The sequence below is a fragment of the Amycolatopsis orientalis genome (genome assembly GCF_000943515.2).
In the GTDB taxonomy this organism is placed as follows: Bacteria; Actinomycetota; Actinomycetes; order Mycobacteriales; family Pseudonocardiaceae; genus Amycolatopsis; species Amycolatopsis orientalis.
The window spans coordinates 3617765-3642383 of the sequence record NZ_CP016174.1; the positions used below are offsets into that span (position 1 = coordinate 3617765).

The following is a 24619-nucleotide window of genomic DNA, read 5'->3' on the forward strand; positions in this document are numbered from 1 at the left end:
AGTCTCCTTCCGTCCGCCCCCGGCGGATTCAAGCGGTCACCTCGGTCAGCAGGGTGTCCCAGCGCGACAGGAACGCGTCCAGGCCGTAGTGGGCCAGCACGTGTTCTCGCGCCGACTTCCCTGCCAGTGCGGCGAAATCAGGTTCGTGGACCAGCTCCCGGTAGGCCTTCGCCAGTGCCTGGACATCCGTCGAGACAGCCCCGGCGTCGGGTGGCACGGCCAGCGTCGCCTCGGTGGTGGCGAGCGCGACGATCGGCATACCCAGGTGCATCGCCTCGAGCAAGGAGAGCCCGAGTGACGTCCAGCGGGGGGTGTGCAGGTAGACCCGGCGTTTCGCGGCCTCGGTGTGCAACTCGCCGGCCGGGAGATCGCCACCCGGACGCAGCGCGGGGTGCCTGCCCTCGAGTTCGTCGGTACCCATGCCGAACACGTCCACGGGGGCGATCTCCGCGAACGCGGGGAGCAGATCGGTCCCGGTGATCCGCCCCCGGCGGACGGGTTCGTTGATCATCGCCACGCCGTGGGGGATCTCACCGGTGTACCGCTCGCCGGGATCGGGGATCCCGTGCGGTATCACGACCGTGGGGGCGAGGCCCGAGTCCCACATGAGCGCGTTGAAATGCGTGACGTGGACGAGCGGGATGTCGTCGCGGTCGGCCAGCGGATGACGGGTCGTCGCCGCGTGCGGCCGGGGCGCGTTGTGCTCGACGAAGACCGCGGGGATGTCCTTGCCGGGACGCCGGTGCAGCCATCGGGCCGCCAAGGCGATCTCGTCGGGACGCTGCAGGACGACGACGTCGAAGTCGAGATCCTTCAGCCGGTCGACCGGAACCTCTTCCGCGGCCGGCCAATCGCGTCCGCTGAGTCCGCGTCCCCATGGCCCGCCTTCGGCCAGCGTGGGGAGGAAGTACCGGTGCTCACCCCGCACGAAGGCCTCGGTCCAGGACCCGTGAACGTGCCACAACAGGACTCGCAGCGGCGCCATTTTCGTCATGCACGACTGATTACCTCTGGAAGCCGGGTTAAACGTGCGTTCACGCCCGGACCCGCGTTCGCCGCGTCCGCCGCGTGACGAGAAGGGCGACGGTCAATGCGGCCAGCGAAGTGAGCGCGTGCAGCACATTGTCGGCCCAGCCGAAATTGACCGCGTCGCCCGCGGAATCCGTCGCCGCGGAAAGCACACCGAAAGCGGTCAAACCGGCGAAGGCGACGAAAACGATCCAGCAATAGGCGAGGATCGCGGAAGGTTTCAGCACGGCGGCCACCCCGAGCACGCCGATGACCGTACGGATCACGTTGAGCATCCCCGTCGCGCTGAAAATCCAGAGCGTGTTCCGCCCGGCGTCGTTGGCTTCGGGAAGAAAGAAGAAACCGAGCAGGCCCAATACCAAGTGGACGAGTGCGATGACCAGCACCACCGGCCGCAGGGGCGCTTCGGCCGAACGTTCGTTCATCGGAAAAGCCTCCGTTCACCACCGGCCGGACGGATACCCCGTGGCGCCGTCACGAAACGCCACGAGGCTCCACCTGGCCCTGCCGCGTGAAGAGCGCCGACGGCTCAGCCGGACTGGGGGTCCGTGTCGTCGTGCGGGTCGCCGGAGGACGTGCCTTGCTCGCCCCGTGTCTCCTGACGCTCTTCGTCGCTGTCCTCCCGCGCCTGCCGGGAGGCCGCGGTCTTGTTCTGGTCATCGCCGTTCATCGGGCACCTCGGATCTTTAGGGTTACCGCACGGCTACCCGCATCCGAGCCGGGTTAACCGCTTTCGGCGGCACGGATGCGTGACCACTGTGGACGTTTGGCACCGCACGACCGGGGTAGCCGGAGGCACCGAATCGGCGAACCGGAGGGGCCCCATGACCGCGATCACCAGTTCCGCGAGACCACTCACCCCGGCGCGGCCGTGGCTGCTCCGGCCGCCCGGGGTCTACCGCCCGCAGGACGACACCTGGCTGCTGGCCTCGGCGTTGCGTGCGTCGGGCATGCCCGGCGGCGCTCGCGTACTCGACCTGTGCACGGGTACCGGCGCGCTCGCGCTGACGGCCGCGGCGGCCGGTGCCGGCTCGGTGACCGCCGTGGACATCTCCCGTCGCGCCCTGGCCGCGGTGTGGGCGAACGCGCGCCTGCGACGGCTGCCGGTCCGGCCGGTGCGCGGTGGCCTGGCCGAGGCGGCCCGCGGGGGACCGTTCGACGTCGTACTGGCCAATCCGCCCTACGTGCCGTGCCCGGTCCCGGCGACCGGCGCGGCACGAGCCTGGGACGCCGGGCCGGACGGGCGGATCGTGCTGAGCCCGGTCTGCTCGGAAGCACCGTCGCTGGTCGCGCCCGGCGGCTATCTCCTGCTGGTCCAGTCCGCCGTGTCCGGGGTCGGCGAGTCGCTGGACCAGCTCCGGGCCGCCGGGATGACCGCCGCCGTGGTGGCCAGCAGGTTCATCCCGTTCGGCCCGGTGATGCGGGAGCGGGCGGAGTTCCTCGCGGCCGCCGGCCTGATCACCGCCGGGCAGCGGCACGAAGAACTGGTGGTGATCCGTGCCGACCGGCCGTAGGACCCGCGTGCGCCTCGAACCCGGCGGCCCCCTGCTGGTGGAGGGCCCGGTCGAGGTCGTCACCCCCGAGGGGGAGACGGTGACCTCGGACCGGTTCGTGGTCGCCCTCTGCGCCTGCCGTCGCAGCAAGCGCTACCCCTTCTGCGACACCAGTCACCGCCGCCGCTCACCGCAAGGGACGCAGCGGCCGCAGGAGTGACGATTCGCCTGCCGACCACGCCTTCAGGAGGTGGTCGGCCAGGCGGCTCTCCAGCAGCTCGGTGGCCTGGATGCCCAGCGCGACGTCCGCCGCGAGTTCCGGTTCCCGCGCCAGCAGATCGCCGATGACGTCGTGGCGCAGCACCTGTTCGTGCACGGCGTCCGCCTCGATGTGCTCGGTGTAGAAGTACCGGCACTCCGCCGCGCCGCCGAGCCGCCGCAGTGCTTCGTCCATCCGCCGCGCCGCCGGGGCCGTGGTGATCTCGGCGCACGCGAAATGCCCGACCAGGGCGCCGCGAAGGCTCCGGTGCAGGCCGAACAGCGACATCATGTTCACCGTCGCCAGCGTGCAGCCCGGCACGTGGTCCAGGTAGGCGAGATAGCCCGCCGACAGCCCGGCCGCGGTCAGCAGGTCCGCGAACAGCCGGGAATGCGCCTGATCCGCCCGTCCGCCGCCGAATTCGTCGAATTCGACCGCGACCAGCGCCGCCTTCGCCTTGCCCCGCAGCCGCGGGATCACCCACGCGTGCGGATCGGCCTCCTTGAGGTGGTAGATCGACCGCTGCGCGAAGTACTCCGCCATCTGCCACCAGGCGCCTTCGTCGCGCAGGAAATGCGAGACACCGGTCCCGTCGGCCGGTTCGACCAGCAGTTCGTCGAGGAGGCCGTCGACATCGTCCCCGCCGGGGACGGCGGCCCGGATGCCGTCGAGGAAGACGCGTTCCAGGGCGGCACGGAACCGGAGCAGGCCCGGGTCCCACTCCCAGCCGGAGTCGACCCCGGCGAACCCCTGGTAGTGCAGTTCGTAGCAGACGTGCAAGGCCAACTGCAGATCCTCACCGAATGGATCGGCGCTTTGTACCTCGTCGAGGTCGAAGTCGTTCGTGCGGCCACCCGCCAGCGTGTCGACCACGGCGGCGGACAGCGGGCCGCGGATTTCGGGCAACCTCGCGGCCACCTGCGGTTCCGTCGTCGTCATGCCGGGGGAGTACCCGATCTACGCGTGCGGAACCGTCTCCTCGGTCAGCATCCGCAGCACCGCGATCTCGCCGTCGGCGGCGGCCCGGCGCTGCCGTTCGGCGCCGGTTCCCTCGTGCTCCAGCTTTTCGAGCAGGGTGCGCACCAGCTCCAGATCGCCGGTCTCCGCCAGCGAGTGCCCGGTGTGCGCCAGCAGCGAGCCGACCCGTCCGGTGGCCGGGACCGGCTTTCCGGCCACCGGATCGATGGCCGTCCCGGACAGGCCGTACCGCGCGGCCGACCAGACGGCGGCCGCCGCGATCTGCGGGTCCAGCGGCTCGGCTTCGACGCCCCTGGCCAGCGCCGCCAGCGCGGTGCGCACCAGCGCCCTGGTCAGCAGCGCCTGCAGGACGGCTTCGTCCACAGTGGACGCCGTATCGGCGGCCCTGACCTCGACCGTCGGCCAGCGCGGCGAGGGCCTGGCGAGCCAGAACGTCTGCTTGGCGTCGACGAGCACGCCGCAGTCCACCAGCCTGTCGACCTGGATCTCGTAGTCCTCGATGTCGGCGAAGTGCGGTGCGATCCCGGAGCCGGGGAACCGGCTCTGCTCGATCATCCGCCAGCTGTCGTACCCGCTGTCGCGACCGCCGTCGAACGGGGAGTTCCCGGACAGGGCGAGCAGGGTGGGCAGCCATTCGGCCAGATGGTTCACCACGGCGACCGCGAGGTCGCGGTCGGGCACGCCGATGTGGACGTGACAGCCGCAGGCTTCGTAGGACTTCACCACTCCGGCGTACAGGCCGTCCACTTCGCCGAACCGGCCGTCGGCCGGAAGGTCGCGATCGGGTGAGCCGCACAGGGGAGTGCCCGAGGCGATGATGGCGCAGTCCTCGGCGGCGGCCGCTTCGGCGAGGGAGCGCCGTCCCGCGACGAGATGCCGGTACAGCTCCTCGGAGGTCTCGCAGACGCCGGTGGCGGCCTCGATCTGCGTCGGCCGTAGTTCCAGGTGCACGGCGGCGCCGTCGGGCAGGGGACAGCAGGCCCGCTGCCGCGCGTGCACCGCCTCCGCACGCGGGCAGCTCACCCCGGTTCTGGGGTCCACCAGCAGGAACTCCTCCTCGACACCGATGCCGGTCATCACGGCTCCCGCTTCTTCGGCAGCGCGTGCACGGCGGGTCCCTGGATCACCGAGCCGTCGAGGGCGAAGCGCGAGCCGTGGCAGGGGCAGTCCCAGGTCTTCTCCGCATTGTTGAACGCGACCAGGCAACCGAGGTGGGTGCAATGCGCGCCGACGGCGTGCAGTTCGCCGCCGGGATCGCGGTAGGCGGCGACGAGTTCGCCCCCCTCACGGGTGACCTTGGCCTCGCCCGGGGCCAGTTCGTCCAGCGCCGCGGGCTTCCGCAAGGCGCTGAAGTGGTCGCCCACCAGGAACTTCGCCACCGTGGCGTTGTTCTCGACCGCGGTGATCGCGGAGCGGAGGTCGAAACGGTTCGGGTCGTACAGGCTCGCCGAGGGGTTGTCCCGGCCGGTGATCAGATCCGCGAGCAGCAGCCCCGCCGCGGTGCCCCCGGTCATCCCCCACTGGCCGAAGCCGGTGGCGACCCAGAGATGGCGGCTCGCCGGGTGATAGCGACCGACATACGGTACCGAGTCCACAGTGGACAGATCGTGCGCGGACCAGCGGTGGGTCACGCGACGTACGCCCGCGTGCTCGCCGGCCCAGCTCGCCAGCCGTTCGTAGCGGCTTTCGACGTCGACGGAGTCCCCGACGCGATAGTGCTCACCCCCGGCGACCGCGTACGGGACGCCGTCGTTGAGATAACCGCGGACGGAATGGTGCGTGTCCGCGTCGAGGTACATCCCTTCCGGCCGCCGGTTCCCGGCGACCGGGCCCGCGACGACCAGATCGCGCACCGGGTCGAGCCTGGCGAAGAACAACCCGCGGTCGAACACCGGATAGTGGGTCGCCACCACGACTTCCCCCGCGCGCACCTCGCCCGCCGTGGTCCGGACGCGGGTACCGCCGAGTTCGTCGACGCCTTCCGCGCGGACGCCCTCCACGATCGTGCCGCCCGCGCGTTCGATCCGGTCCGCCAGCCCGAGCAGCCAGCGGCGAGGATGGAAGTGGGCCTGCCCGGTGAACTTCACCGCGCCGAGGGACGGCACGTCGAGGTCGATGTCGGTGACGAAGGAGGCGGGAAGACCCGCTTCGGCGGCGGCCTCGGCCTCCCGTTCGAGGCTCTCCACGGTTTCGGGCCGGGTCGTGTAGACGAAGCTGTCCGCCCGGGTGAACCCGCAGTCGATCCCGAGTTCGGCCGAAGCCGCGGCGATCCAGTCCAGCGCCGCGGCCTGCGTGTACGCGTAGGTCGCGGCGGCTTCGGTGCCCTTGGTCTTGCCCAGCGTGGCGTATTTGAGCCCGTGCTGGGTGCTGATCTTCGCCGTGGTGTGGCCGGACACACCGGCCGCGAGGCGGGCCGCCTCCAGGACGAGCACCGAACGTCCCGCCCTGGCCAGCCGGTAGGCGGTGGTCAGTCCGGCGATACCACCGCCGAGGACGGCGACGTCGACTTCGGCGGGCAGCGGGGTCCCGGTCCGATCGGGGGCGGGTGCGGTGTCGAGCCACAGTGAACGCGTTCCGGGCAACTCCGTCATGGCGCCCGGATTCCCGCGCGACAACATGGGCAAACCAGCGACCGCGGGGTTTTCGGGCTCCGGGATCCGGGTAGCCGCCGTCCATGAACACAGGTCCTAGGTCCCCCGAGGAAAAGAACATCTTCGTGATCGGTCTGGACGAGAGCAACGAGGAGGTGCTGCGGCGCGTTCCGGGCGCGGACCGGTACCGCTTCCACCAGTTGCTGTCGGTCGAGGAACTCCAGTACGGGGAGATCCCGATCCTCGAACTCATGGAGAAGGCACAACGGCAGCTGGACGCCTTCGACGGCACGATCGACGCCATCGTCAGCTACTGGGACTTCCCGGCGTCGACGATGGTGGCGATGCTGTGCGAGAAGTACGGGCTGCCCGGTGTCCCGCTCGAAGCCGTGCTCAAATGCGAACACAAGTACTGGAGCAGGCTCGAACAGGCGAAGGTGATCGACGAGCTGCCCGACTTCGGCATCGTCGATCTGGACGACGAGGATCCGGCGCCACCGGAGGGCGTGGATTACCCCATGTGGCTCAAGCCGGTGAAGTCGTTTTCCTCCGAACTGGCGTTCCATGTCGCGGACGACGCCGAGTTCGCCAAGGCCGTCGCCGAGATCCGCGCCGGGGTCGACCGCGTCGGGAAACCGTTCGACCACATCCTCGGCAAGGTCGAGCTGCCCGCCGCGGTGGCCGACGCCGGCGGAGCGGCCTGCCTGGCGGAAGGCGCGCTCAGCGGCGTCCAGGCCGCGACCGAAGGGTATGTCCACAACGGACAGGTGACCGTGTACGGCGCGCTCGATTCGATCAACTATCCCGACACGCCGTGCTTTCAGAGACACCAGTACCCGTCGCAGCTGCCCGACGACTCCGTCCGGCGGATGAAGGAGATCTCGGAACTGGTGATGAAGCAGATCGGTTTCGACAACGCCACGTTCAGCATCGAGTTCTTCTGTCATCCCGAATCTGGGCAAGCCTGCCTGCTGGAGATCAACCCGCGGCATTCGCAGTCCCACGCCGAGCTGTTCGAATACGTCGACGGCTTGGCGAACCACCAGATCATGGTGAAACTCGGGCTCGGCGAGGATCCCGGCGAGCGGCGGCATCGAGGGGACTACCAGATCGCGGGCAAGTGGTACTACCGCCGCTTCGAGGACGGGATGGTCACGCGGGTCCCCACCCGCGCCGAAATCGCCGACCTGGAGGCCGAGATCCCCGGCGTGAAGATCGAGATCGTGCCGGAGAAGGGCATGCGGCTTTCGGATCTCCCGGCACAGGACAGCTACAGCTACGAACTCGCTCATCTCTTCGTCGCGGCGCAGACCGAGCGGGAGATGGAGCACAAGTACCGCCGGTGCACCGAAGCGCTGCGGTTCGAATTCGAGGAGGGATAGCCCATGCGGACGGTGGCTTCGCTGCCGTACGAGATCACGGAGGACGACCATGTCTGGATCCCGATGTCCGATGGGATCAGGCTGTCGGCCAGGATCTGGCGCCCGGTCGCCTCGGACACCGAGCCGGTGCCCGCGATCCTGGAGTACATCCCGTACCGCCACCGCGATCTGACGTCGGTGCGGGACTCGGTCCACCATCCGTATCTGGCGGGCCACGGGTACGCCTGTGTCCGCGTGGACATCCGTGGTTCGGGGGAGTCGGAAGGCGTGCTCGCCGACGAGTACCTCGAACGGGAGCAGCTCGACGCGGAAGAGGTCCTCGAGTGGATCGCGGCGCAGCCGTGGTGCACCGGCAGGACGGGGATGATGGGCATCTCCTGGGGCGGGTTCGCCGCGCTGCAGACCGCCGCGCGCAAACCACCCGGCCTCGCCGCGATCGCGATCTCGTCCTTCACCGACGACCGGTACGCCGACGACATTCACTACATGGGCGGCTGCCTGCTCTCGGACAACGTCGCCGAGGCTTCGACCATGTTCGCCTACAGCACGTTGCCGCCCGACCCCGCGCTGGCGGGGGAGCGGTGGCGTGACCTGTGGTTCGAACGGCTGGAGAACTGCAGCCTGTGGATCGGCGAATGGCTGGGCCACCAGCGTCGGGACGACTACTGGCGGCACGCGTCGGTCTGCGAGAACTACAGCGACATCCAGGTGCCGGTGCTCGCCTCCAGCGGCTGGGCCGACGGCTATTCGAACGCCGTCTCCCGCCTGCTGGCCAACCTCGACGTCCCGCGCCGCGGGCTGATCGGGCCGTGGTCGCACAAGTACCCGCACCTGGGGCAGCCCGGGCCGGCCATCGGGTACCTGCAGGAACTGGTCCGCTGGTGGGACCACTGGCTCAAGGACGTCGAGAACGGCGTCATGGACGGGCCGATGCTCCAGACCTGGATGCAGGACAGCGTGCCGCCGTCCACGTCCTACGAGGACCGGCCCGGCCGCTGGGTGGGGGAGCCTTCGTGGCCGTCGCCGCATGTCCACCCGTCGGAGCACCGGCTCGCGCGGCACCGGATCGCCCGGCCGGGCGAAGAGGTGCCGGAGGAGCGGCTGTCCGTTTCCTCGCCGCTGTCGGTCGGCCAGTTCGCGGGGAAGTGGGCTTCCTACAGCGCGCCGCCCGACCTGCCGTACGACCAGCGGGAAGAGGACGGCGGTTCGCTCGTCTTCGACACCGACGAACTCACCGAACCGTGCGAAATCCTCGGTTCACCGGTCGTGGAGCTGGAAGTCTCCGCGGACAAGCCGGTGGCGATGGTCGCCGCCCGCCTGTCCGACGTCGCGCCGGACGGCCGGGCGACGCGGGTGACCTACGGCCTGCTGAACCTGACCCATCGCGACGGGCACGACGATCCGGAACCGGTGGAGCCCGGGAAACGCTACCGGGTGCGGATCGAACTCAACGCGGTCGCGCAGGCCTTCCCCGCCGGGCACCGGATCCGGCTGTCACTCTCTTCGTCGTACTGGCCGCTGGCCTGGCCGTCGCCGGAACCGACGATGGTGACCGTCCACACCGGACAGAGCACGCTCACCCTCCCGGTCCGGCCGATGGCCGAAGCCGACGAGGTGCCCGCCCGTCCGTTCGACGAGCCCGAAGGCACGGAACCGTTGCCCGCCACGCAACTCGAACCCGGCGAGCAACGCTGGACCGTCTCCCGTGACCTGATCGACTACCGGTCCGCGCTCGACATCGTGAAGAACGAGGGCAAGGTCCGCTTCGACGACATCGATCTCGAAGTCACGAGGAACGTGCTGGAACGCTACTCGTGGGTGGCGGACGACTTCTGTTCCCCTGTCGCGGAAACCTCGTGGTCGATCACCTTCGCCCGCGGCGACTGGGAAGCGAGGTCCGAGACCAGCACCCGGGTTTCCTGTACCCCCACCGAATTCGTCATCGACGCCCAGCTCGACGGGTACGAGGGCGAACGAAGGGTGTTCTCCCGCAACTGGCATCGGACGGTTCCCCGTGACCACGTCTGAGACAAGCCTGCGCGCCAAGGCGTTGTACGCCTGGTTGCGGCTGACCAACCGGAAGCGCACCTACGCCGACATCGACCGCTTCCGGAAGAGCATCGAACGCAGCCAGCGCGAGGGGCACACCGGGCCCAGCCGGTCGATCCGCCGCCGGTTCGACGTCCGTGAGTCCGAGGTGGATGGAAGGCCGTGCTACACGGTCCGGCCGCACGACGCCGGGATCGGCAAGCAGGTGCTGTACTTCCACGGCGGCGCGTACGTGCACCAGATCCAGCACGATCACTGGAAGTTCTTCGGGCGGCTGATCTCCCGCACCGGCTGTACGGTGACCGTGCCGATCTACCCGCTGGCGCCGGCCCACCACTGTCCGGAGACCGTCGAGTTCGTGAGGCGGGCCTACGACAAGTTCGCCGCCGGGCTCCAGCCGGAGGAGCAGGTCGTGATGGGCGACTCAGCGGGCGCCGGCATCGCGCTCGAACTCGTGAAGTCGCTGCGCGACAGCGGGCGTCCCGTGCCGAAGGAGACCGTGCTCCTTTCACCGTGGCTGGATCTCACGATGAGCCATCCGGCGCAGCCCGCGCTGGACCGGCGCGATCCGTACCTCGCGCTCACCGGGCTGAACGAGGCCGCGCGGCTCTACAGCGGGCCGTTGCCACGGACGGATCCCCGCCTCAGCCCGCTTTCCGGCGATCTCACCGGGCTGGGGAACCTGACGGCCTACGTCGGGACCCGCGACGTCCTGCTCACCGACGCGCGGCGACTGCGGACGCTCTGCACAGAACAGGGCGTGCGGCTCGGCTACCGCGAATTCGAAGGGATGATCCACGCGTGGATGATCGCCGCGATCCCGGAGGCGGCACTCGCCGTCGAAGAGATCGCCCATCTCGTCGATCGCCGCTGAATCCGGTGTATCGGCGGTCTGAACGGGTATCCGGAGAAGAGCGGCCGGCGTAGCGAGGTTGTGCGTCCACCGGCCGCGAGGTGGACCGGCGTGGGCAGCCCCGGCGGAGCAGGGACGCCGGCGCGCCGGTCACCGTTTCCATTTGTGGAGTGCTCGATGCGGGAAGTGACCTCCTTGGGGGAACTCGCCGACCTGGTACGACGGCGGGAAGACCTTTACGTGCGCTGGGCGCCGTCGCCGGAACACCGGCCGGGCACCAGCCGTGACGAGCTCACCGGCGCGGAACTGCCCGGACTGTCGGTGAATCCCCTCGATCCTGAACCGTGGTGGCGCGATCAGCCGCTGGAACTGTGGCTGGCCAGGAGGCTCTACGACTACTGCCACTTGCGGCACGAACGGCGTCGCGGGACGAAACCGTGGGTCCTGGCGGGCAGGGTCGTCGGCTCCGGACCGGACAACGAGCCGTTGCTCACCGATCCGGAGCCCGTCGCCCGTATCTCCACGGCGGTGTTGACCGAAGCGCGGAACCTGCTGCGCGCTCACGCGAAGGACGAAGCCGAATGGGGTCCGCTGCGCCGCCCGCCGGAACTCGACCGGATCTGAACGCCGCCGGTCACCCCGCCCGGACGGCCAGCAGATCGACGACGTCCTCGGCACGTTTCCGTTCGGCGAACCGGGCGCGCTGCCGGTCGGCGCCGCAGCCCCCTTCGACGAGCCGGGCACAGCCGTCCCGGAGGAAGTCGTGGTCGCCGTTCTCCTTGAGCGCGCCGGCCGCGAAGGCCACGACGTCGTCGAGCACCTCCGTGGCGGGAGCGAGGTCGCCGGTCCGGGGATGGGGGCAGCGGCCGGAAAGTCCCTCCCGTGAAGCACGCCAAAGGTGTGCTCGCAGGACCTCGTTGGACAGGTCGGCCGGCCGTTCGTCCGAGCCGAGGATCGTGGCGACCACGCCGCGGATCAACGCTCCGAGCAGTCCCGCCTCCTCGGGAGTGGCGGCGACGTCGGCGAACCGGAACTCCAGCGTCGGCTGTTTCTCGGAAAGCCTCACGTCCCAATAGATCATCTGGCGATCGAGGATCGCGCCCGCGCGCAGCCAGCCGTCCACGATGCTTTCGTAGTGGTCCAGCGACGTGAACGCCGGCGGCGGCCCGGCCGAAGGCCACCGGCTCCACTGCTGGTACCGCCAGCTGCTGTAGCTGGTGTCGTAACCGTCGCAGATGGCGGAGTTCGCGGTGACCGTCAGGAGGGCGGGCAACCACGGGCGGACGCGGGCGATCACCCGGATGCCGGTCTCGCGGTCGGGGATGGCGATATGGACGTGGCAGCCGCAGGTGTGCGAGGTCCGCGCGGTGGCACCGAAATGCTCGGCCATCCGTTCGTAGCGCGGATTCGGCGTGATCGCCGGGAGTTCGCTTTCCGCCAGCGGGCTGCTGCCGCACGGCAGCAGCCGGCAGCCGCGCCGGGCGGCGGCCTTCGCCAGATCCGCGCGCAGGTTCCGCAGCTGCCGCACGGCCTCCTCGTGCGTGGTGCAGATGCCGGTGGCCGATTCGGCCTGCGAGCGGGTGAGTTCGTGCTGAAGCTCGCCTTCGTCCTCGTCCGCCGCGTCGACGACGACGTCGCCCGTCTGGGACAGGTGGCCGTCCCGGCCCACCACGAAGAACTCTTCCTCGATACCGAACGTCAGTACGTCGTCTTTCACTCGCCGCAAATACCCGGGGTATGCCCTGGGCAAACGTGTTTTCCGCGGCGCGCGACCGGGTATGCGACGGCATGGAACCCATGTCGGCGGAGCCGCCGTATCTGCTGGCCGCGCAGGCCGGAACCGTCGTGCGCCGGCTGTACCGGCGCGTACGGGAGGGCGGGGCCGACTCACCCGCCGACCTCTTCCGCACTCTCGGCGCGCTGAGGCAGCTGACCGACGACCTCGCGCATGTGCTCCCGGGCCTGCAGGACCAGCTGGAGGAACAGCTGCTGTCCGGCGAACTCGGCTCGGCCGAGGCGGCGGGCGAGGCGTGGGACAAGGTGGCCGATGTCGGCCGTGCGCTGGTACAGGCGCGGGCGGGCGGCCTCCTCATGGCCGAGGAACTGCGGACCTCGCAGAGGATGCTCGGCGAACTCACCGCCCGGTGAACACGCGCGTCACTTCCGGGCGACCACCCGGACCGACTTCAGCTCCGCGTCGGCGGGATGGGGCAGATCCACGCTCGCTTACCTTCAGCCCTCACTAGCGGTAATATTCACGCGCCGCCAGCCACAGCGAGTGACCATCTGGGGCGAGGGTGGCCGCATCCAGAGGACTAAACGCGGGAGTGCTCTACGCGCGCACCACCGCGACCGGGCAGCGCGCGTGGTGGAGGGCGTCGTCGCTGACCGAGCCGAGCAGCAGCCGTCGCAGCGCGCCGTGGTCGCTCCGGCCGAGCACCAGCAGGGCAGCGTCGGTGGATTGCCCGGTCAGGGCCTGGCCGGCAGGCCCGATGTCGTGCACGACCTCCACGGAAACCTGCGGATAGCGCTCCCGCCAAGGGGTCAGCTGGCGGGCGATCAGCTCGTCGGAGACCTCCTGCGGCACCCCGGGCGCCGGATCGAGGATCGGGCCGCCGAGCAGTGGCTCGCTCGTCGGGCCCCAGACCGGAAGCCGCGCCACATGGACCGCGTGCACGGCCAGCCCGTGACGGGCCGCGAAGTCGAAGGCGAAACCCGCGGCGGGGGAACTCTGTTCCGAACCGTCGGTGCCGAGCACCACCGGCCCGCCCGGGAGGGGTTCGTCCCCGCGGACGACGATGACCGGCCGCCCGGCCGCTTTGGTCACCTCGGCTTCGGTCGATCCCACGACCGCGCGGGTGAAGACACCGGCGTGGGACTCGCCCAGGACGATCATCGCGGCGTCCGTCTCGTCGGCGATCGAGGTCAGCACCGCCTCCGGCGTCCCGCCGCGGACGATCGTCCGGACGTCGACGTCCGGGTCGGTGCGCTGGATCGTTTCGGCCATCGCGTCGAGCTGCCGTCGCGCCGGTTCCACCGCGGCCGCCTCGTCGGCGGCTTCCGGAACGGCTTCCGCGAGCGGCGTGGCCACCGGATCGGCGCCGGGCGGCGGCAGACGATCCCTCGCGCAATACCCCAGCACCAGGCCACATCGCCGGTTCTTCGCCTCGGCGAGCGCCCACCGGACGGCCCGGCGCGCCTCGGGCGAACCGTCGAAGCCGACCACCACCGGGCCCGCCCCGGTCTGCGCAGCGGACATCGCCACCACCTCCCGATGGCTTCCGGGTACCCGTTCCGCGCGGTTCCCAAGCAGCGGTGCCGCGACGGTCGTGCGCCTGGTTCATCCCCTGCGGGGCCTGGGTATTTCGAGGTATGACCTCCCTGTGCACGACCCACACGGCGGAAGGAGCGCCGGGGCGGCTACGGCTGCGGGTACGCAGGCCGACACGGGGAACCGCCGTGGTCGAGGTCGGCGGCGAAGTCGATCTCGGCACCGCCCCACGGTTGTGGGAACTGCTCAGCGAACGGCCGCACGGCAACGGCGCGAAACTGATCGTCGATCTGTCCGAGGTCGGCTTCTTCGGCGCGGCCGGCGTCCGGGTCCTGCAGCGGGCGCATTTGCTCGGGGACGAGACGGGAACCCGCTTCTATGTCTTTCCCGGCGCGTGCTGTTCGGTGCGCCGCCTGCTGGATCTCTGTGACGACGTCACCCTCCGGACCCTGGAGAAGTCGTGAGTCAGTCCCGGGCGGCGGCCGAACGGGCGGCGAGCGCCGCGCTCAGCAGGGCGATGTGCTCGAGCCGGGTGGGGTCCAGCCCGGTCAGCTCGGCGATCCGGCGCAGCCGGTAGTCGACGGTGTTGGGATGGACGCCGACGGCGGCCGCGGTCTGCCTGCGTCCGCCGTGGCGCAGGAACGTCTCCAGCGTCTGCAGGAGTTCCTCGTTGCCGTTCAAGGGTTCCAGCCGGGTGGCCAGCCGGTCGAGGGCCGGGCCGGGACGCGACAGCTGGTATTCGAGCAGGACGTCGTCGAGCCGGTAGAGTCCCGGCGGCCTGCCCGCGCCGGTCGCGACCGCGAGCACGTCCTGCGCCAGTTTCGCCGCAGCGGGCACGTGGGACGGCCCGGCGGCCGCCGCCGCGGCGGTGACTTCCGCGCCCGCCGTGCGGGCGACGTCGGCGAGTATTCGCTCCAATCGCGACCAGTCGCCCGTGGACAGTTCCTCGGCCGCGGTTTCGTGCGGCAGCAAGGCGATCCCGCCCTCCGGGGTGAGCGAGGTCAGGACCGTGCCCCGGATCTGCCGTTCCAGTTCGACCCGCAGCCGCCGGAGTTTCCGGCGCCCCGCGACCAGCGGATCGACGCCGTTGGCCTCCTCGTCGGGATGCGCCCCGATCGACGCCGCGAGGACGATGTAGCACGGTGGCAGGCGCAGACCCGCCTGTCCCGCGGCGACGTCGGCCGGTTCGCCGTCGAGCAGGGCGGAAAGCACCGTATGCCGAGCCGAACGCTCGTCGTCGAACATCGTCTGGCGTTCGTCGAGGTATCCCGCTCCGACCGCGGGCGTGACGACTTCGAGGTAGCGCAACGTGAGCGCGTTGACGGCCAGGACGTCGGCGACCTCCTCGGGGCGCGCGTCCGGCGTCAGCGACGCCCAGACCGCCTGGATGCCGATGTGATACGCGGTGAGGACGATGTCGATGGGGATACCCTCTTCCGCGCGCCGGGCGGCGGATTCGCGGAGGAAGTCGAGTTCCCGCTGGGTGGGCGTCGCCCCGGTGCGCAGAGTGTCGATGAACGACCGCAGGTTCTGCTCGATCACGTGCGTGATGTCGCCGCTGAGTTCCTCGGCGGGCAGGTGGCCGTATTCCGGGATCCGGGAGACGATCTCGGCGAGAACCGTCTTCGCGAGCGACGGCAGGACCTCGGTCAGCCGTTCCGCCAATGGCCGTCCGCCGATACGGAATCCGGGATCCTTGTCAGCCGTCACAGCGGCCATCATGACAGCCGGACGGCGTCGTAGCGCGTGGTGCGCGCCTCCCCGAGGCCGCTCACCTGGCAGGAAAGCGGGGGCTCGGGGATCCGGAGTCAGTGCGTGAGCGAGTCCCTGGCCGAATCGAGGGTCGGGTGCACGTTGAAGACGGCGTCGAGCCCGAGGAGCGACATCGGGCGCAGCAAGGCCCTTTCCTGGGTGACCAGGATGAACGGGACCCCTGCCTCTTCAGCCTTCGCCCTGATCTGGACAAAAGCGGTGAAACCGGATGAATCACAGAAGGTGACCTTGGACAGGTCCGCGATCAACGCCGCCGGGGTGAACCGGAGTTCCTCCTCCAGGCTCCGCCGCAGGCTGTCGGAGACGGCGAGATCGATTTCACCGGAAACGGTGACAACCGTGTCGGTGTCGGACGCGGTGACCGAGATGTCGAGAGGGGACACGAATCTCCGGGTTGTACGGGGCGGGTAAGCGGCGGGCGCGCGATAGTCGGTCAAGTTGACTCCTTGCCGGTATGGGGGACCGGCTGACGCCCAGAGGGCATGCCGGACCCGAAAGAAGGGACCCGGCGGCTGGTGTCTGAACCGCGACGAGTCAACCGTAGCAGCCCCGCGACCCGAACCGCCGGATGAGCGAGCAGCCCGCTGCTCCCGTCGGCGGGAGCCGAAGGGCCCCTTCCCCTCATCTCACGCGGCGAAGGGAGCTTTCCTCGCGTCGCATGCGGGGAAAGTCCCCTTCGGCTCCCTCAGGACCGGCGGTCACGGCAGCCGTGCCCGGGCCTCGCCGACCATGACCCGGTCGAGGTCGGGGTGGATCTCGTCGGCCCGGCCCCACAGGTCGGCCGCCAGCGCGGCGGAACCTTCGGCCGCGGCCACGTTGCCGAGACCCAGGTAGGCGCGCGCGGTTTCGTAGGAGCTTCCGCAGGCCTCCGCCCGGTCCGCGGCGGCGCGATAGGCCGAGGCGGCGAGGTCGTGGCGCCCCGCGTGGTACCAGGCCCAGCCCGCGCAGTTGAGGGCCATCGCGGCGTCGAGGTCCAGCCGGAGCTCGTCGAAGACGGACAGCGTTTCGATGGCCATCTCGGCGGCCTCGGCGGACCGCCCGAGCGCGGTCAGCGCCAGCGCGATCCCACGGCCGGTGATCGCGGCGTTGCGGCGGTTGCCGTCACGGAGGTAGAACGCCCGCGCCTGCCGGAGATCCCGGAGCGCGTCGTGGTGCTTGCCCCGGTAGTGGTCGGCCCAGCCGCTGTGCGCCAGCGCCGTGCTCTCCCCGTGGCCGTCGCCGATACGCCGGAAGAGGGCGAGTGCCTCGCCGTAGCACTCCGACGCTTCGTCGAGGTCGCCGCGATCGACGAACGCGACGCCCAGGTTGGCCGTGGTGGTGGCCAGTGCCCACGTGTCCCCGATCGCCTCGGCGGACGCGCGTGCCCAGCGATGGGTCTCCAGCCACGGGTCCCAGAGCTTGGCGACGAAGAAGAAGTCGCGCAGGAAGAAGGCCAGCTGCCAGCACCGCTCGTGCTCACCGCGCTCGCCCGCCTTCCGGCACAGGGCGACCAGCCCCGGCCATTCGGTGCGGAACCAGGACATCGCCATTTCGCTGTCGTCCAGCCGGGCCGGTTCCGGGAGTCCCGGGTCGAAGGTGATCTCCGGGACGAAGCGGTGCGGGGTGAGTTCCTTGTCGGCGTGAGCGGCGCTCCGTACCGCGAAAGCGGTGAGCCTGCTGAACGCTTTCATTTCGTCCTCCGCGTCGGTGAGTACGAATTCAGCCGCGAAAGCGTGCAGCAAGTCGTGGAATCCGTATCGATCGGGTTCGGGCTGGGTGATGAGATGGGCTTCGTGAAGACGATCCAGTAAACGATCGGTCTCCCGGAGCGAAAGGGCGCTCAGCGCGCTCGCGGTCTGGATGTCGACGTCGGTTCCGGGGTGGACGGTGAGCAAACCGAAGAGTCTCGCTTCGGCGGCGCTGAGTTGCCGTACCGACAGTTGGAAGGCCGCGGCGAGTGTGCGTTCACCGTCGTCCAGTTCGCCGAGGCGGGCGCTTTCGTCGTCCAGGCGCCGTTCTAGTTCCGCGACGTCCCAGGCCGGATGCGCGCGGAACCTCGCCGCGGCGATGCGGATCGCGAGCGGGAGCCTGCCGCATCGTTGGACCACCCGGGTGACGGCGGCGCTGCCGGGAACCCCGGTGACGGTGGTGAAAAGGTCGACAGCCGCGGCGAGCGGGAGCATGTCCAGCGAGACGTGCTCGGCGTCGTCGAGCGCGCTCAGCCTGGATCTGCTGGTGATCAGCACACGGCACTTCGGTTCGGCGGGCAGCAGCGGGCGCACTTGCGCCGCGTTGATCGCGTTGTCCAGCACCAGGAGAAGACTGCGACCGCGAAGCCGGGAGCGGTACAGCGCCGCGCGGTCGTCCGGATCGGCGGGGATGCGGTCCGCCGGAACGCCGAGCAGGCGCAACAGTCTGTCGTGCACGGTGGTGGGTTCGCCGGACTCGTGGCCGCGCAGGTCGATGAACAGGCAGCCGTCGGCGAATCCGGATTCCAGCCGGTGCGCGCACCGGACCGCGAGTGCCGTCTTGCCGACACCGCCCATGCCGGACACGACGCAGACGCCGCCGTCGGTTTCCAGCGCCGCCCGGATCGCCCGCAGTTCCGTTGTCCGGCCGGTGAAGGAGGACGTCGCCGGTGGTAACCCGGACGGCCGCACGTCGGGGCGTGTCCTGCGCCGTGGCGGTTCGGCGGGCAGCAGTGGGGTCAGCACCCCGTCCACGCCGAGTTCGGCTTCGCACAACGAGGCGAGTGCGGGTTTCGGTGCGGAGAGCCCGGTTTCGACCTTGCTGAGATAGCCCTTGCTGTAGTGGGTGCGAGCGGCGAGTTCGGTCAGGGAGATGCCCGCCGCTCTGCGGCGGCGTCTCAGCTCCGCTCCGAACGTGGCTCTCTCGTTCATCAGCACCCATCCTCGTCGGAGGATCAGTATGGCCGTGTGGACAGTGCCCCGGCACCGTCCTTTTTCCACCGGGGCGCCGGCCGGGTCCGCGGACCCGGCCGGCGGCTGCGCGCACAGCCCGTGGTCGTGGATCATCGTCGTCCTCAGCCGAAAACGAGGCCGAGCAGGGCCAGGATCAGGCCGATGGCGTGGGTCTGCATGGTCAGTCCACCTCCTTTCCGTGCATGGCGACCACGGGTTCGACCGGGTTCGCGGACGCGGTTCCCGACGCGCCGCCGAGCACCACTCCGATGAGGAGCGCCACCACCCACAGCCAGAAAGCCAGCCGTACGAGCAGCGAAAACGAGCACTCGACCTTCATTCCGACTCCTTCTGGGGCGTGCCAGGGCAGCACTCGACAACGCGGGAAAACCGCTGGTTCGGGTGTTATTCGCCGCGAAATCGTGGCGGCTCACCAAGAATGCGATGCCCACCTGGGCGCGACAAGGAGTTTCCTGTTTCCCGTATGAGCGGGAAAGGAAAACCCTGAATAACGATCGGCGATATACCGCCGTGACCGGCTGGACACGGGCGTCCGTGCTGACGACTATTGACCACCGTGCTTGAACCACTAGGGGAGGACTGGTGAACATCAGCGCCGCGGACCTGGCCGGTGAATTGAAGCTGCTCCGGCGGGGCAGGGGAATTTCGGCACCTCAGCTCGCCGACCGTGCCGGACCCGCGTTGCGCGCGGCCTGCGGTATGGCCGATGACGACGAAAACGCGGAGATCAGGAGAAGAACGACCGAATGCCTCTCCGAGTGGACGCGTTCGCTGCCCGAGGATCTGCGCACCGCGGTGCTGGCCGCGTTCGGGCTGCACCCGGAGGCGACGAAGCCCTTCTATCAGGACCGCGTGCGCTGGCTGGCCAGATACCTCGAGCGCGACGACCGGACCGCGCGCCGTCGCATCGACGAAGGCCTGGAACGGCTCGCGGAGGTCGCCGCGGCGTCCACAAGAGAATCCGACGAGACCGAATCGGCCCAGCCGAGCAAGCGGTGGCACACCGAGGAGTTGCGGGTGACACTGGCGCTCGATCAGCCCGTGCCCGAGGTTTTCGAATTCCGCCGGATCGTCGCGGACGCGGACGACATCGCCGAGCTGGATCTCGCGCTCACCCTGACCGACTCGGTCTATCAGGGTGAAGCGATCGGCGCCGACGCTCTCCGGGTCGACGTGTTCCACGGTGGACGTCTCGCCGGTCGCGTGATGGAGTCCACCGACCGGGTCGGCATGTCGTTACAATTACCCACACCGCTTCAGCGGCACGACAAGCATGAAACCGCGATGCGGTTCAGAGCGGCCTTCACGCATCCGCATTTCGTCTGCGTTCCGCGGCATCCGGTCGACCGGTTCGATCTGCACGTCCGGTTCGACCTGCCGATCCCGGGGGAAATCGTGCGACTGGAGCGGGTTTTCCAGGACGACGCGAGTGACGACGCGGCGCGGGGGACCCTCTTGACGCCGGACGCTTCCGGAGAGATCCACGTGCAGTTCCGGAACCTCACGCCGGGATTCGCCTACGGTGTGCGCTGGAAATCCCCGGGACCCGGCTTGCCCGGCTCGGCGAACTGACGGCCGGGCAGGCCAGGGCGGGTCAGCCCGTGGTGGTGGGCGGCGGCATCTCCTCGGGCAGTCCGAGCACTTTGGCCTCACCGAGGTCGAGATGGTTGCCCGACGCTCCGCACTCCCCGGATTTCACCGGTTGCCAGCCGATCTTGAGCCGGAGCACGCCGGTGAGGTCGAGGTCGATCGGCACCATCTTGTTCAGCTCGAGCGTGGTCGAGAGCAGTTTGCGGTTGTCCCCGAAGATCTCCAGTTGCACTTTGAGCGTCGAGTCCGGCGAGTTGTCGTCGAGGCCCGCCGAAGCGACGAGCCGCCGGAAACCCTTGGAAAGGTTGTATTCGGCGAAGTCGGCGCCGTCGCACTCGTAGACCCGGGTGGCCAGGGTGTGCAGGTAGGTCTTGCCCGCGATCGCGCCGGTCTGCTGGCCGGAGTCGAACGAACCCCGCACCGGGGCCAGTTCGGTCAGGTAGCGCTCGGCCGGCAGGGAAGGCGAACCCGGCGGAGCGGACGTCGACGTGCTCACCGCCGCCTGGGCGGTACTGCCCGGTGCCGACGACGGCGGAGCCGTGACCTGCACCGTCGTCGTGGGCACCGGTGCGGCCGCCTGCGGACCGGGCGACGGCGAAGTGCCGGTCAGGGCCACGGTGGTGATGGCCCCGGCGGCGACCACGGTGGTGGCGAGAGCGATCGGCACCCACCGTCTCCTTCGCCGGGGCGGGGGACTGTACAACTGCTCGCCGTACATCTGGTCTCCGATCAGGAACGAGGGTGGAAGGCTGTCTTGCCGGTCTTTCGCCGATTCGGGCCGTGGCGGCCGGTCGAGCCGCTGCCCGACCGGCACGCCGAGGAGGTCGGGCGCCATCGCGCGGAGCACGGCGGCCGTTCGGTCCGCCGTCGGCCGGAATGACGGATCGAAGGCCAGGAGCAGCCGGATCAGGTCCCACAGTGGCTCCGGCAGCTGACCCGGCCGTCCCGGTCCTTCGTCGGCGGCCCGGACGAATCCGGGCACGAACGGCGTGACCCCGCAGTACAGCTCGTAGAGCAGCACGCCGAGCGCGTAGAGGTCGGCGGCGGTGCCGCTTTCGCCTGCCTCGGGTGCCGCGTACGCCGAAGCCGCGAGCAGGGAAGTGCTCCCCGGCGCCCGGGGTTCGAGCAGCGACGTGGCCGTGTCCGACAGGCGGGGTATCCGCACCGAACCGGTGTCGTCCATGAGGATGTTGGCGGGTTCGACGGCCCCGTGGACGATCCCGAGCGAGTGCAACTCGTGCAGGGCCGACGCGATACCCGCGCCGATCCTGGCCAGCTCCGCCGGGAGCAGGGTGCCCGCGGTGTCGAGCCACTGCCGCAGCGATCCACCGGGCACGCGATCCTGGACCAGCGCGATGACCCCGTCCTCGACGAGGACGTCGTGCAGGACCACCAGGTTGGGATGCCGCAGACCGACGAGCTGGGACTGGGCACGGAGGAAGCCCGCGAGCAGCGAAGAATCCGGTGCGGGGCCGACGGGCAGCAGCTTGATCGCGTAGTCCTCGCCGTCCGGCCCGGTGGCGGCGAAGACCTCTCCCGCCGGGCCGCCGCCCAGCGATTCGCCCAGCCGGTAGCGCCCGGCCAGTTCACCTTCCATGAGTCATTCGCCCTTCTTCTTACCCGTACCGAACAGCCGTTCGGCCGTGAACAGCGCGGAGACGAGGGGTCCGGGGAGCCGGATCACCCGTTTCGCCGCGATGGCCTTCGTCGACAGTTCGGTCGCGATGCCGAGCGCGGCGACGATGTCGTCCGCCGCGCCGTCGACCAGTTCCGTGGCGCGCCGGTACTGGCCGCGGCCGCTGAAGGCCAGTGCGATACCGAGGTCGAGTCTGCTTTCCAGGGTTTCCGGGTGGGTCAGGCCCAGCAGCCGGATCTGGGGTTGGAGGATGTCTTCGAGGAGGTCGGCCTGGCGCCCGAACTCGCGCAGCTGCCCGTGTGCCAGCGCCATGCCGTGCCTGATCCGGTACCGCAGCTGGTGTTCGCCGCCGAGGACGCGCACCACGGTCTGCTCGGTCGCGCTCAGCACGCGTAAGGCCTGTTTCGGCCGCCCCAGCGCCAGAAGCGCGCGATCGGCCAAGACCGCGACGGTCAGGGTCAGCGGATTCTCGGCGCCGTAGCGTTTTCCGTACGTGCTTTCGAGTTCACGCAGCTCGGTGGCGGAGCGCTCCCAATCGGTGCGTTCCGGGTGGAGGTCGCGCAGATCGAGGGTGACCATCGCCTCCGCCTGCAGCAATTCGGCTTCGGTACACCGGAAGTGCCGTTCCCGGCCGGCGTGGTGAAAGGAAGCGATCACCTCCGCCGCGACCTGGCGCGCCCGCCGGGGATGGCCGTCGAGCAGCAGAGCGCGGGCGTATTCGAGCAAGGCCGAAGGCAGGAGGTCGTCGCGCAGCGGCCCGGGCGGGGCGTCGTGGAGCTCCGGCAAGATCGCTTCGAGTGCGGTGACGGCCTCCCGGGGGCGGCCACGCAGGCGCCACGCCTGGGCGCTCGCCACGACCGCGGGCAACCGGTCTTCGCGGCGGCTCGGGAATCGTCCGGCGTACTGCTGCCAGAACGTCCGTTCGGCGGCGGCGTAGTCGCCCTGGCAGTCGAGTGCCTGTGCGGCGATCAGCCTGGCCGCGTACCGCTCGTCCTCGGTGCCCGCCAGCAGCAGCGCGCGCCGGGCGTGCCGGGTGGCCTCCGGGTAGAGCCCGCAGGCGATCTCCACTCGCGCCGCTGTCGTGAAATCCGTGCTCGTCGCATCCTCGGTGGTCAGGATCATGGCGTGGATTTCCCCCGCCGCCAGCGGATCCCCCTGCTTTTCGTGAGCGGCCGCGATCGGGCGCAGCAGCCGGACACGGAGTGCCGCCGAAGTGCGTTCGGCGAGGGCGCGGGCATGCTGGAGGAGGAAGTCCCGATACTCGGCACGCTCGTCGGAAAGCAGCCGTAGCAAGGCTTCCGCCGCGGCCTCCGGCAGATCGCCCGGGTCGAGGCCGGTCCTGGCCACCTCCGCCACGAGTGGTTGCAGTTGCAGTCCGCCCTCCACCCGGGAGGCGGCGCAGCGCGTCACCAGCTCGTCGACGGCCTCCGCGAAAGTGCGTTCGTCGGCGAATCGGAGAACGTCACGGGCGAAGCCGAGGGGAAAGGGGACCGGGGCCAGCAAGGCGCCCAGCCGGACGATGCCGGAGGTGAGCCTGCCGAATCCGGCGAGCAGGGCACGGATCGCGGGCGGGGCGGTGTCCGGGTGAGAGGCGAGGGAGGCGTCGTCGAGCGGCCCCGGGAGGTGCCGGACGCTCAACGCGTCGGCGCGCACCGTGATCGGATGTCCGCCGCAACGCTCGACGAGACGTAGCACCGCTTCCCGTTCGGCGTCATCTGCGGGCACACGGTATTCGCTGAACAGCCGGAGTCCTTCCTCCGGTGACAACCCGGTGAGGTCGACCGCCGCGACGTCCCAAGGGGAATGCCGCACCCGGCTGGTGAGCAGCGTGGCCACTTCGGACGTGGGGAGCAGCAACCGGTCGAGGACGTTCGGCGGGAGCCCGGACGGAACATCGTCGATGAGGACGAGGACCCGCTTGCCGTCCTTGCCGATCCGTTCGGCGACGTGATCGCGCAGCCGGTCGAGGTCCATACCGGACACGTCGGTGCCCAGCCGGTCACCGGCGACCCGGGCCAGAGCGAGGTGGAACTGCGAAAGCACCTCTTCGGGAGCGTGATGCCCGAACGGGCCCAGCCGGATCACGCCGCCGTCGAAGGCGTCGTGGAAGAGGTAGGCGTATTGCTCCGCCAGCGCGGTCTTGCCCACACCAGGCAGGCCGCGCACCATCACCACCGGCCGGGAATACGGTGTCATGCCCGGGTATTCGGCGGCGTGGAGGCCACTGTGCACGGCCCAGAGTTCCCGGTATCTCCCGACCGTCCTGGCCGGGGGCCGCCGTCCGGGCGCCCGGTTCCGGGCACCGAGGGGATGGCCGGCCTCGGCCACCTTGCGCACGACCCGCTCGACCAGGGCGGGCAGGGTCTCCCGGGTGACCGGGCCGGTGAAGAACTTGGCGTCGGCGAGTTCGACGGGCGCGAGGTGAGCGCTGTCGGGATCCGGATTGATGGCGAGCACGCGGTCCGCCGGAGCGCCGTGGCGCCTGGCGGCGACGAAGGCCGCGGTCAGTTCCCATTGACAGGCATAGCGGGTCGGAAGGATCCGGGAGTAGTACACCAGCAGGACGCGCGAGCCGGCGATCGCGTCGGCGAGTTCGCGGGTGATCGGTGCGAACTCGTCGATGACGGTGTCCCGGAAGACACGGAGCCCCGCGTCACGAAGCGCCGCTTCGAGCTCGACGACCCGCGCCGCGCCGTCGGGATCGGCTCTGGTGAAACACAGGAAGACGTCGAAACGATCCGAGCTTCGGGCATCGGACAGGCCAGGGTCGGGATCCGTCATCTGCTCTCTCTCC

23 protein-coding genes are annotated in these 24619 nt (G+C 69.9%); 9 read left to right on the plus strand and 14 right to left on the minus strand.

The window, feature by feature from the left end; all coding sequences use genetic code 11:
- Positions 1–28: 28 nt before the first annotated feature.
- The 3 genes from SD37_RS16285 to SD37_RS43110 all read right to left on the minus strand — a co-directional run bounded on the left by SD37_RS16285 (position 29) and on the right by SD37_RS43110 (position 1699).
- Complete coding sequence (locus tag SD37_RS16285; RefSeq protein ID WP_044850694.1) at positions 29–994, minus strand: glycosyltransferase; 966 nt, start codon at positions 992–994, stop codon at positions 29–31.
- 40 nt (positions 995–1034) lie between these two features.
- Positions 1035–1454, minus strand: coding sequence for a DUF4383 domain-containing protein (locus SD37_RS16290; protein ID WP_044850693.1), 420 nt, complete (start codon positions 1452–1454; stop codon positions 1035–1037).
- Between the two features lie 104 nt (positions 1455–1558).
- Complete coding sequence (locus SD37_RS43110) at positions 1559–1699, minus strand: hypothetical protein (RefSeq protein WP_167369641.1); 141 nt, start codon at positions 1697–1699, stop codon at positions 1559–1561.
- Between the two features lie 154 nt (positions 1700–1853).
- Here SD37_RS43110 and SD37_RS16295 point away from each other — a divergent pair, with 154 nt between their 5' ends.
- On the plus strand, positions 1854–2543 hold the full coding sequence (locus tag SD37_RS16295) for a HemK2/MTQ2 family protein methyltransferase (RefSeq protein WP_044850692.1): 690 nt from the start codon (positions 1854–1856) through the stop codon (positions 2541–2543).
- A complete protein-coding gene (locus SD37_RS16300) occupies positions 2527–2742 on the plus strand; it encodes a CDGSH iron-sulfur domain-containing protein (RefSeq protein WP_044850691.1) in 216 nt (71 codons plus the stop codon). The genes SD37_RS16295 and SD37_RS16300 overlap by 17 nt, the downstream gene beginning before the upstream one ends.
- Here SD37_RS16300 and SD37_RS16305 read toward each other — a convergent pair.
- From SD37_RS16305 to SD37_RS16315, 3 genes are read right to left on the minus strand one after another with little or no spacing between them, the layout of a single operon-like run.
- On the minus strand, positions 2710–3720 hold the full coding sequence (locus SD37_RS16305; protein WP_044850690.1) for an iron-containing redox enzyme family protein: 1011 nt from the start codon (positions 3718–3720) through the stop codon (positions 2710–2712). The genes SD37_RS16300 and SD37_RS16305 overlap by 33 nt on opposite strands.
- Positions 3721–3738: 18 nt before the next feature.
- Positions 3739–4836, minus strand: a complete 1098-nt coding sequence (locus SD37_RS16310; RefSeq protein ID WP_044850689.1) for a carboxylate-amine ligase — start codon at positions 4834–4836, stop codon at positions 3739–3741.
- Positions 4836–6350 (minus strand): FAD-dependent oxidoreductase, encoded by a 1515-nt coding sequence (locus tag SD37_RS16315; RefSeq protein ID WP_044850770.1) that lies wholly within the window; start codon positions 6348–6350, stop codon positions 4836–4838. Before SD37_RS16315 ends, SD37_RS16310 begins: the two co-directional genes overlap by 1 nt.
- Before the next feature lie 83 nt (positions 6351–6433).
- Here SD37_RS16315 and SD37_RS16320 point away from each other — a divergent pair, with 83 nt between their 5' ends.
- The 4 genes from SD37_RS16320 to SD37_RS16335 all read left to right on the plus strand — a co-directional run bounded on the left by SD37_RS16320 (position 6434) and on the right by SD37_RS16335 (position 11258).
- The gene (locus SD37_RS16320; protein ID WP_044850688.1) at positions 6434–7732 is read left to right on the plus strand and encodes an ATP-grasp domain-containing protein; all 1299 of its coding nucleotides are present in this window, start codon (positions 6434–6436) and stop codon (positions 7730–7732) included.
- A gap of 3 nt (positions 7733–7735) precedes the next feature.
- Positions 7736–9760: a CocE/NonD family hydrolase gene (locus SD37_RS16325; RefSeq protein WP_044850687.1), complete on the plus strand. Its 2025-nt coding sequence runs from the start codon at positions 7736–7738 to the stop codon at positions 9758–9760.
- A complete protein-coding gene (locus SD37_RS16330; RefSeq protein WP_044850686.1) occupies positions 9747–10655 on the plus strand; it encodes an alpha/beta hydrolase fold domain-containing protein in 909 nt (302 codons plus the stop codon). Before SD37_RS16325 ends, SD37_RS16330 begins: the two co-directional genes overlap by 14 nt.
- Before the next feature lie 156 nt (positions 10656–10811).
- Positions 10812–11258 carry a DUF6098 family protein gene (locus SD37_RS16335; RefSeq protein WP_044850685.1) on the plus strand — a complete coding sequence of 149 codons (447 nt, stop codon included), beginning with the start codon at positions 10812–10814 and terminating at the stop codon, positions 11256–11258.
- A 10-nt stretch (positions 11259–11268) separates the two neighbouring features.
- Here the strand turns inward: SD37_RS16335 and SD37_RS16340 are convergent, their stop codons facing one another.
- The gene (locus SD37_RS16340) at positions 11269–12351 is read right to left on the minus strand and encodes a carboxylate-amine ligase (RefSeq protein WP_044850684.1); all 1083 of its coding nucleotides are present in this window, start codon (positions 12349–12351) and stop codon (positions 11269–11271) included.
- Positions 12352–12422: 71 nt separating this feature from the next.
- On the opposite strand from SD37_RS16340, the gene SD37_RS16345 reads away from it, so the two are divergent.
- On the plus strand, positions 12423–12782 hold the full coding sequence (locus SD37_RS16345) for a hypothetical protein (RefSeq protein WP_044850683.1): 360 nt from the start codon (positions 12423–12425) through the stop codon (positions 12780–12782).
- A 184-nt stretch (positions 12783–12966) separates the two neighbouring features.
- Here the strand turns inward: SD37_RS16345 and SD37_RS16350 are convergent, their stop codons facing one another.
- Positions 12967–13893 (minus strand): universal stress protein, encoded by a 927-nt coding sequence (locus SD37_RS16350; RefSeq protein WP_044850682.1) that lies wholly within the window; start codon positions 13891–13893, stop codon positions 12967–12969.
- A 200-nt stretch (positions 13894–14093) separates the two neighbouring features.
- Here SD37_RS16350 and SD37_RS16355 point away from each other — a divergent pair, with 200 nt between their 5' ends.
- A complete protein-coding gene (locus tag SD37_RS16355) occupies positions 14094–14369 on the plus strand; it encodes an STAS domain-containing protein (RefSeq protein ID WP_236725384.1) in 276 nt (91 codons plus the stop codon).
- Between the two features lies 1 nt (position 14370).
- On the opposite strand, the gene SD37_RS16360 is transcribed toward SD37_RS16355, so the two are convergent.
- The 4 genes from SD37_RS16360 to SD37_RS43115 all read right to left on the minus strand — a co-directional run bounded on the left by SD37_RS16360 (position 14371) and on the right by SD37_RS43115 (position 18918).
- Positions 14371–15615: a PucR family transcriptional regulator gene (locus SD37_RS16360; protein WP_044850769.1), complete on the minus strand. Its 1245-nt coding sequence runs from the start codon at positions 15613–15615 to the stop codon at positions 14371–14373.
- Positions 15616–15713: 98 nt separating this feature from the next.
- Positions 15714–16115, minus strand: a complete 402-nt coding sequence (locus SD37_RS16365; protein ID WP_052674852.1) for an STAS domain-containing protein — start codon at positions 16113–16115, stop codon at positions 15714–15716.
- 261 nt (positions 16116–16376) lie between these two features.
- Positions 16377–18557 carry a helix-turn-helix domain-containing protein gene (locus SD37_RS16370; protein ID WP_044850768.1) on the minus strand — a complete coding sequence of 727 codons (2181 nt, stop codon included), beginning with the start codon at positions 18555–18557 and terminating at the stop codon, positions 16377–16379.
- A gap of 202 nt (positions 18558–18759) precedes the next feature.
- On the minus strand, positions 18760–18918 hold the full coding sequence (locus SD37_RS43115; protein WP_167369642.1) for a hypothetical protein: 159 nt from the start codon (positions 18916–18918) through the stop codon (positions 18760–18762).
- 263 nt (positions 18919–19181) lie between these two features.
- Between SD37_RS43115 and SD37_RS16375 the strand changes: the two genes are divergently transcribed.
- On the plus strand, positions 19182–20171 hold the full coding sequence (locus SD37_RS16375) for a hypothetical protein (RefSeq protein ID WP_145926637.1): 990 nt from the start codon (positions 19182–19184) through the stop codon (positions 20169–20171).
- A 22-nt stretch (positions 20172–20193) separates the two neighbouring features.
- Here the strand turns inward: SD37_RS16375 and SD37_RS16380 are convergent, their stop codons facing one another.
- On the minus strand, positions 20194–21786 hold the full coding sequence (locus tag SD37_RS16380; protein ID WP_044850679.1) for a protein kinase domain-containing protein: 1593 nt from the start codon (positions 21784–21786) through the stop codon (positions 20194–20196).
- A 3-nt stretch (positions 21787–21789) separates the two neighbouring features.
- Entirely contained in the window at positions 21790–24606 is a 2817-nt protein-coding gene (locus SD37_RS42655; protein WP_052674851.1) for a tetratricopeptide repeat protein, read from the minus strand.
- Positions 24607–24619 lie beyond the last annotated feature (13 nt).

Bases quoted from the DNA above. Each gene is read 5' to 3' on its own strand.
- SD37_RS16305 (WP_044850690.1), bottom strand. From the start codon at position 3,720: ATGACGACGACGGAACCGCAGGTGGCCGCGAGGTTGCCCGAAATCCGC.
- SD37_RS43115 (WP_167369642.1), bottom strand. From the start codon at position 18,918: ATGAAGGTCGAGTGCTCGTTTTCGCTGCTCGTACGGCTGGCTTTCTGG.
- SD37_RS16370 (WP_044850768.1), bottom strand. From the start codon at position 18,557: ATGAACGAGAGAGCCACGTTCGGAGCGGAGCTGAGACGCCGCCGCAGA.
- SD37_RS16290 (WP_044850693.1), bottom strand. From the start codon at position 1,454: ATGAACGAACGTTCGGCCGAAGCGCCCCTGCGGCCGGTGGTGCTGGTC.
- SD37_RS16325 (WP_044850687.1), top strand. From the start codon at position 7,736: ATGCGGACGGTGGCTTCGCTGCCGTACGAGATCACGGAGGACGACCAT.
- SD37_RS16335 (WP_044850685.1), top strand. From the start codon at position 10,812: ATGCGGGAAGTGACCTCCTTGGGGGAACTCGCCGACCTGGTACGACGG.
- SD37_RS16350 (WP_044850682.1), bottom strand. From the start codon at position 13,893: ATGTCCGCTGCGCAGACCGGGGCGGGCCCGGTGGTGGTCGGCTTCGAC.
- SD37_RS16285 (WP_044850694.1), bottom strand. From the start codon at position 994: ATGACGAAAATGGCGCCGCTGCGAGTCCTGTTGTGGCACGTTCACGGG.
- SD37_RS16310 (WP_044850689.1), bottom strand. From the start codon at position 4,836: ATGACCGGCATCGGTGTCGAGGAGGAGTTCCTGCTGGTGGACCCCAGA.
- SD37_RS16295 (WP_044850692.1), top strand. From the start codon at position 1,854: ATGACCGCGATCACCAGTTCCGCGAGACCACTCACCCCGGCGCGGCCG.
- SD37_RS42655 (WP_052674851.1), bottom strand. From the start codon at position 24,606: ATGACGGATCCCGACCCTGGCCTGTCCGATGCCCGAAGCTCGGATCGT.
- SD37_RS16380 (WP_044850679.1), bottom strand. From the start codon at position 21,786: ATGGAAGGTGAACTGGCCGGGCGCTACCGGCTGGGCGAATCGCTGGGC.
- SD37_RS16320 (WP_044850688.1), top strand. From the start codon at position 6,434: ATGAACACAGGTCCTAGGTCCCCCGAGGAAAAGAACATCTTCGTGATC.
- SD37_RS16345 (WP_044850683.1), top strand. From the start codon at position 12,423: ATGGAACCCATGTCGGCGGAGCCGCCGTATCTGCTGGCCGCGCAGGCC.
- SD37_RS43110 (WP_167369641.1), bottom strand. From the start codon at position 1,699: ATGAACGGCGATGACCAGAACAAGACCGCGGCCTCCCGGCAGGCGCGG.
- SD37_RS16315 (WP_044850770.1), bottom strand. From the start codon at position 6,350: ATGACGGAGTTGCCCGGAACGCGTTCACTGTGGCTCGACACCGCACCC.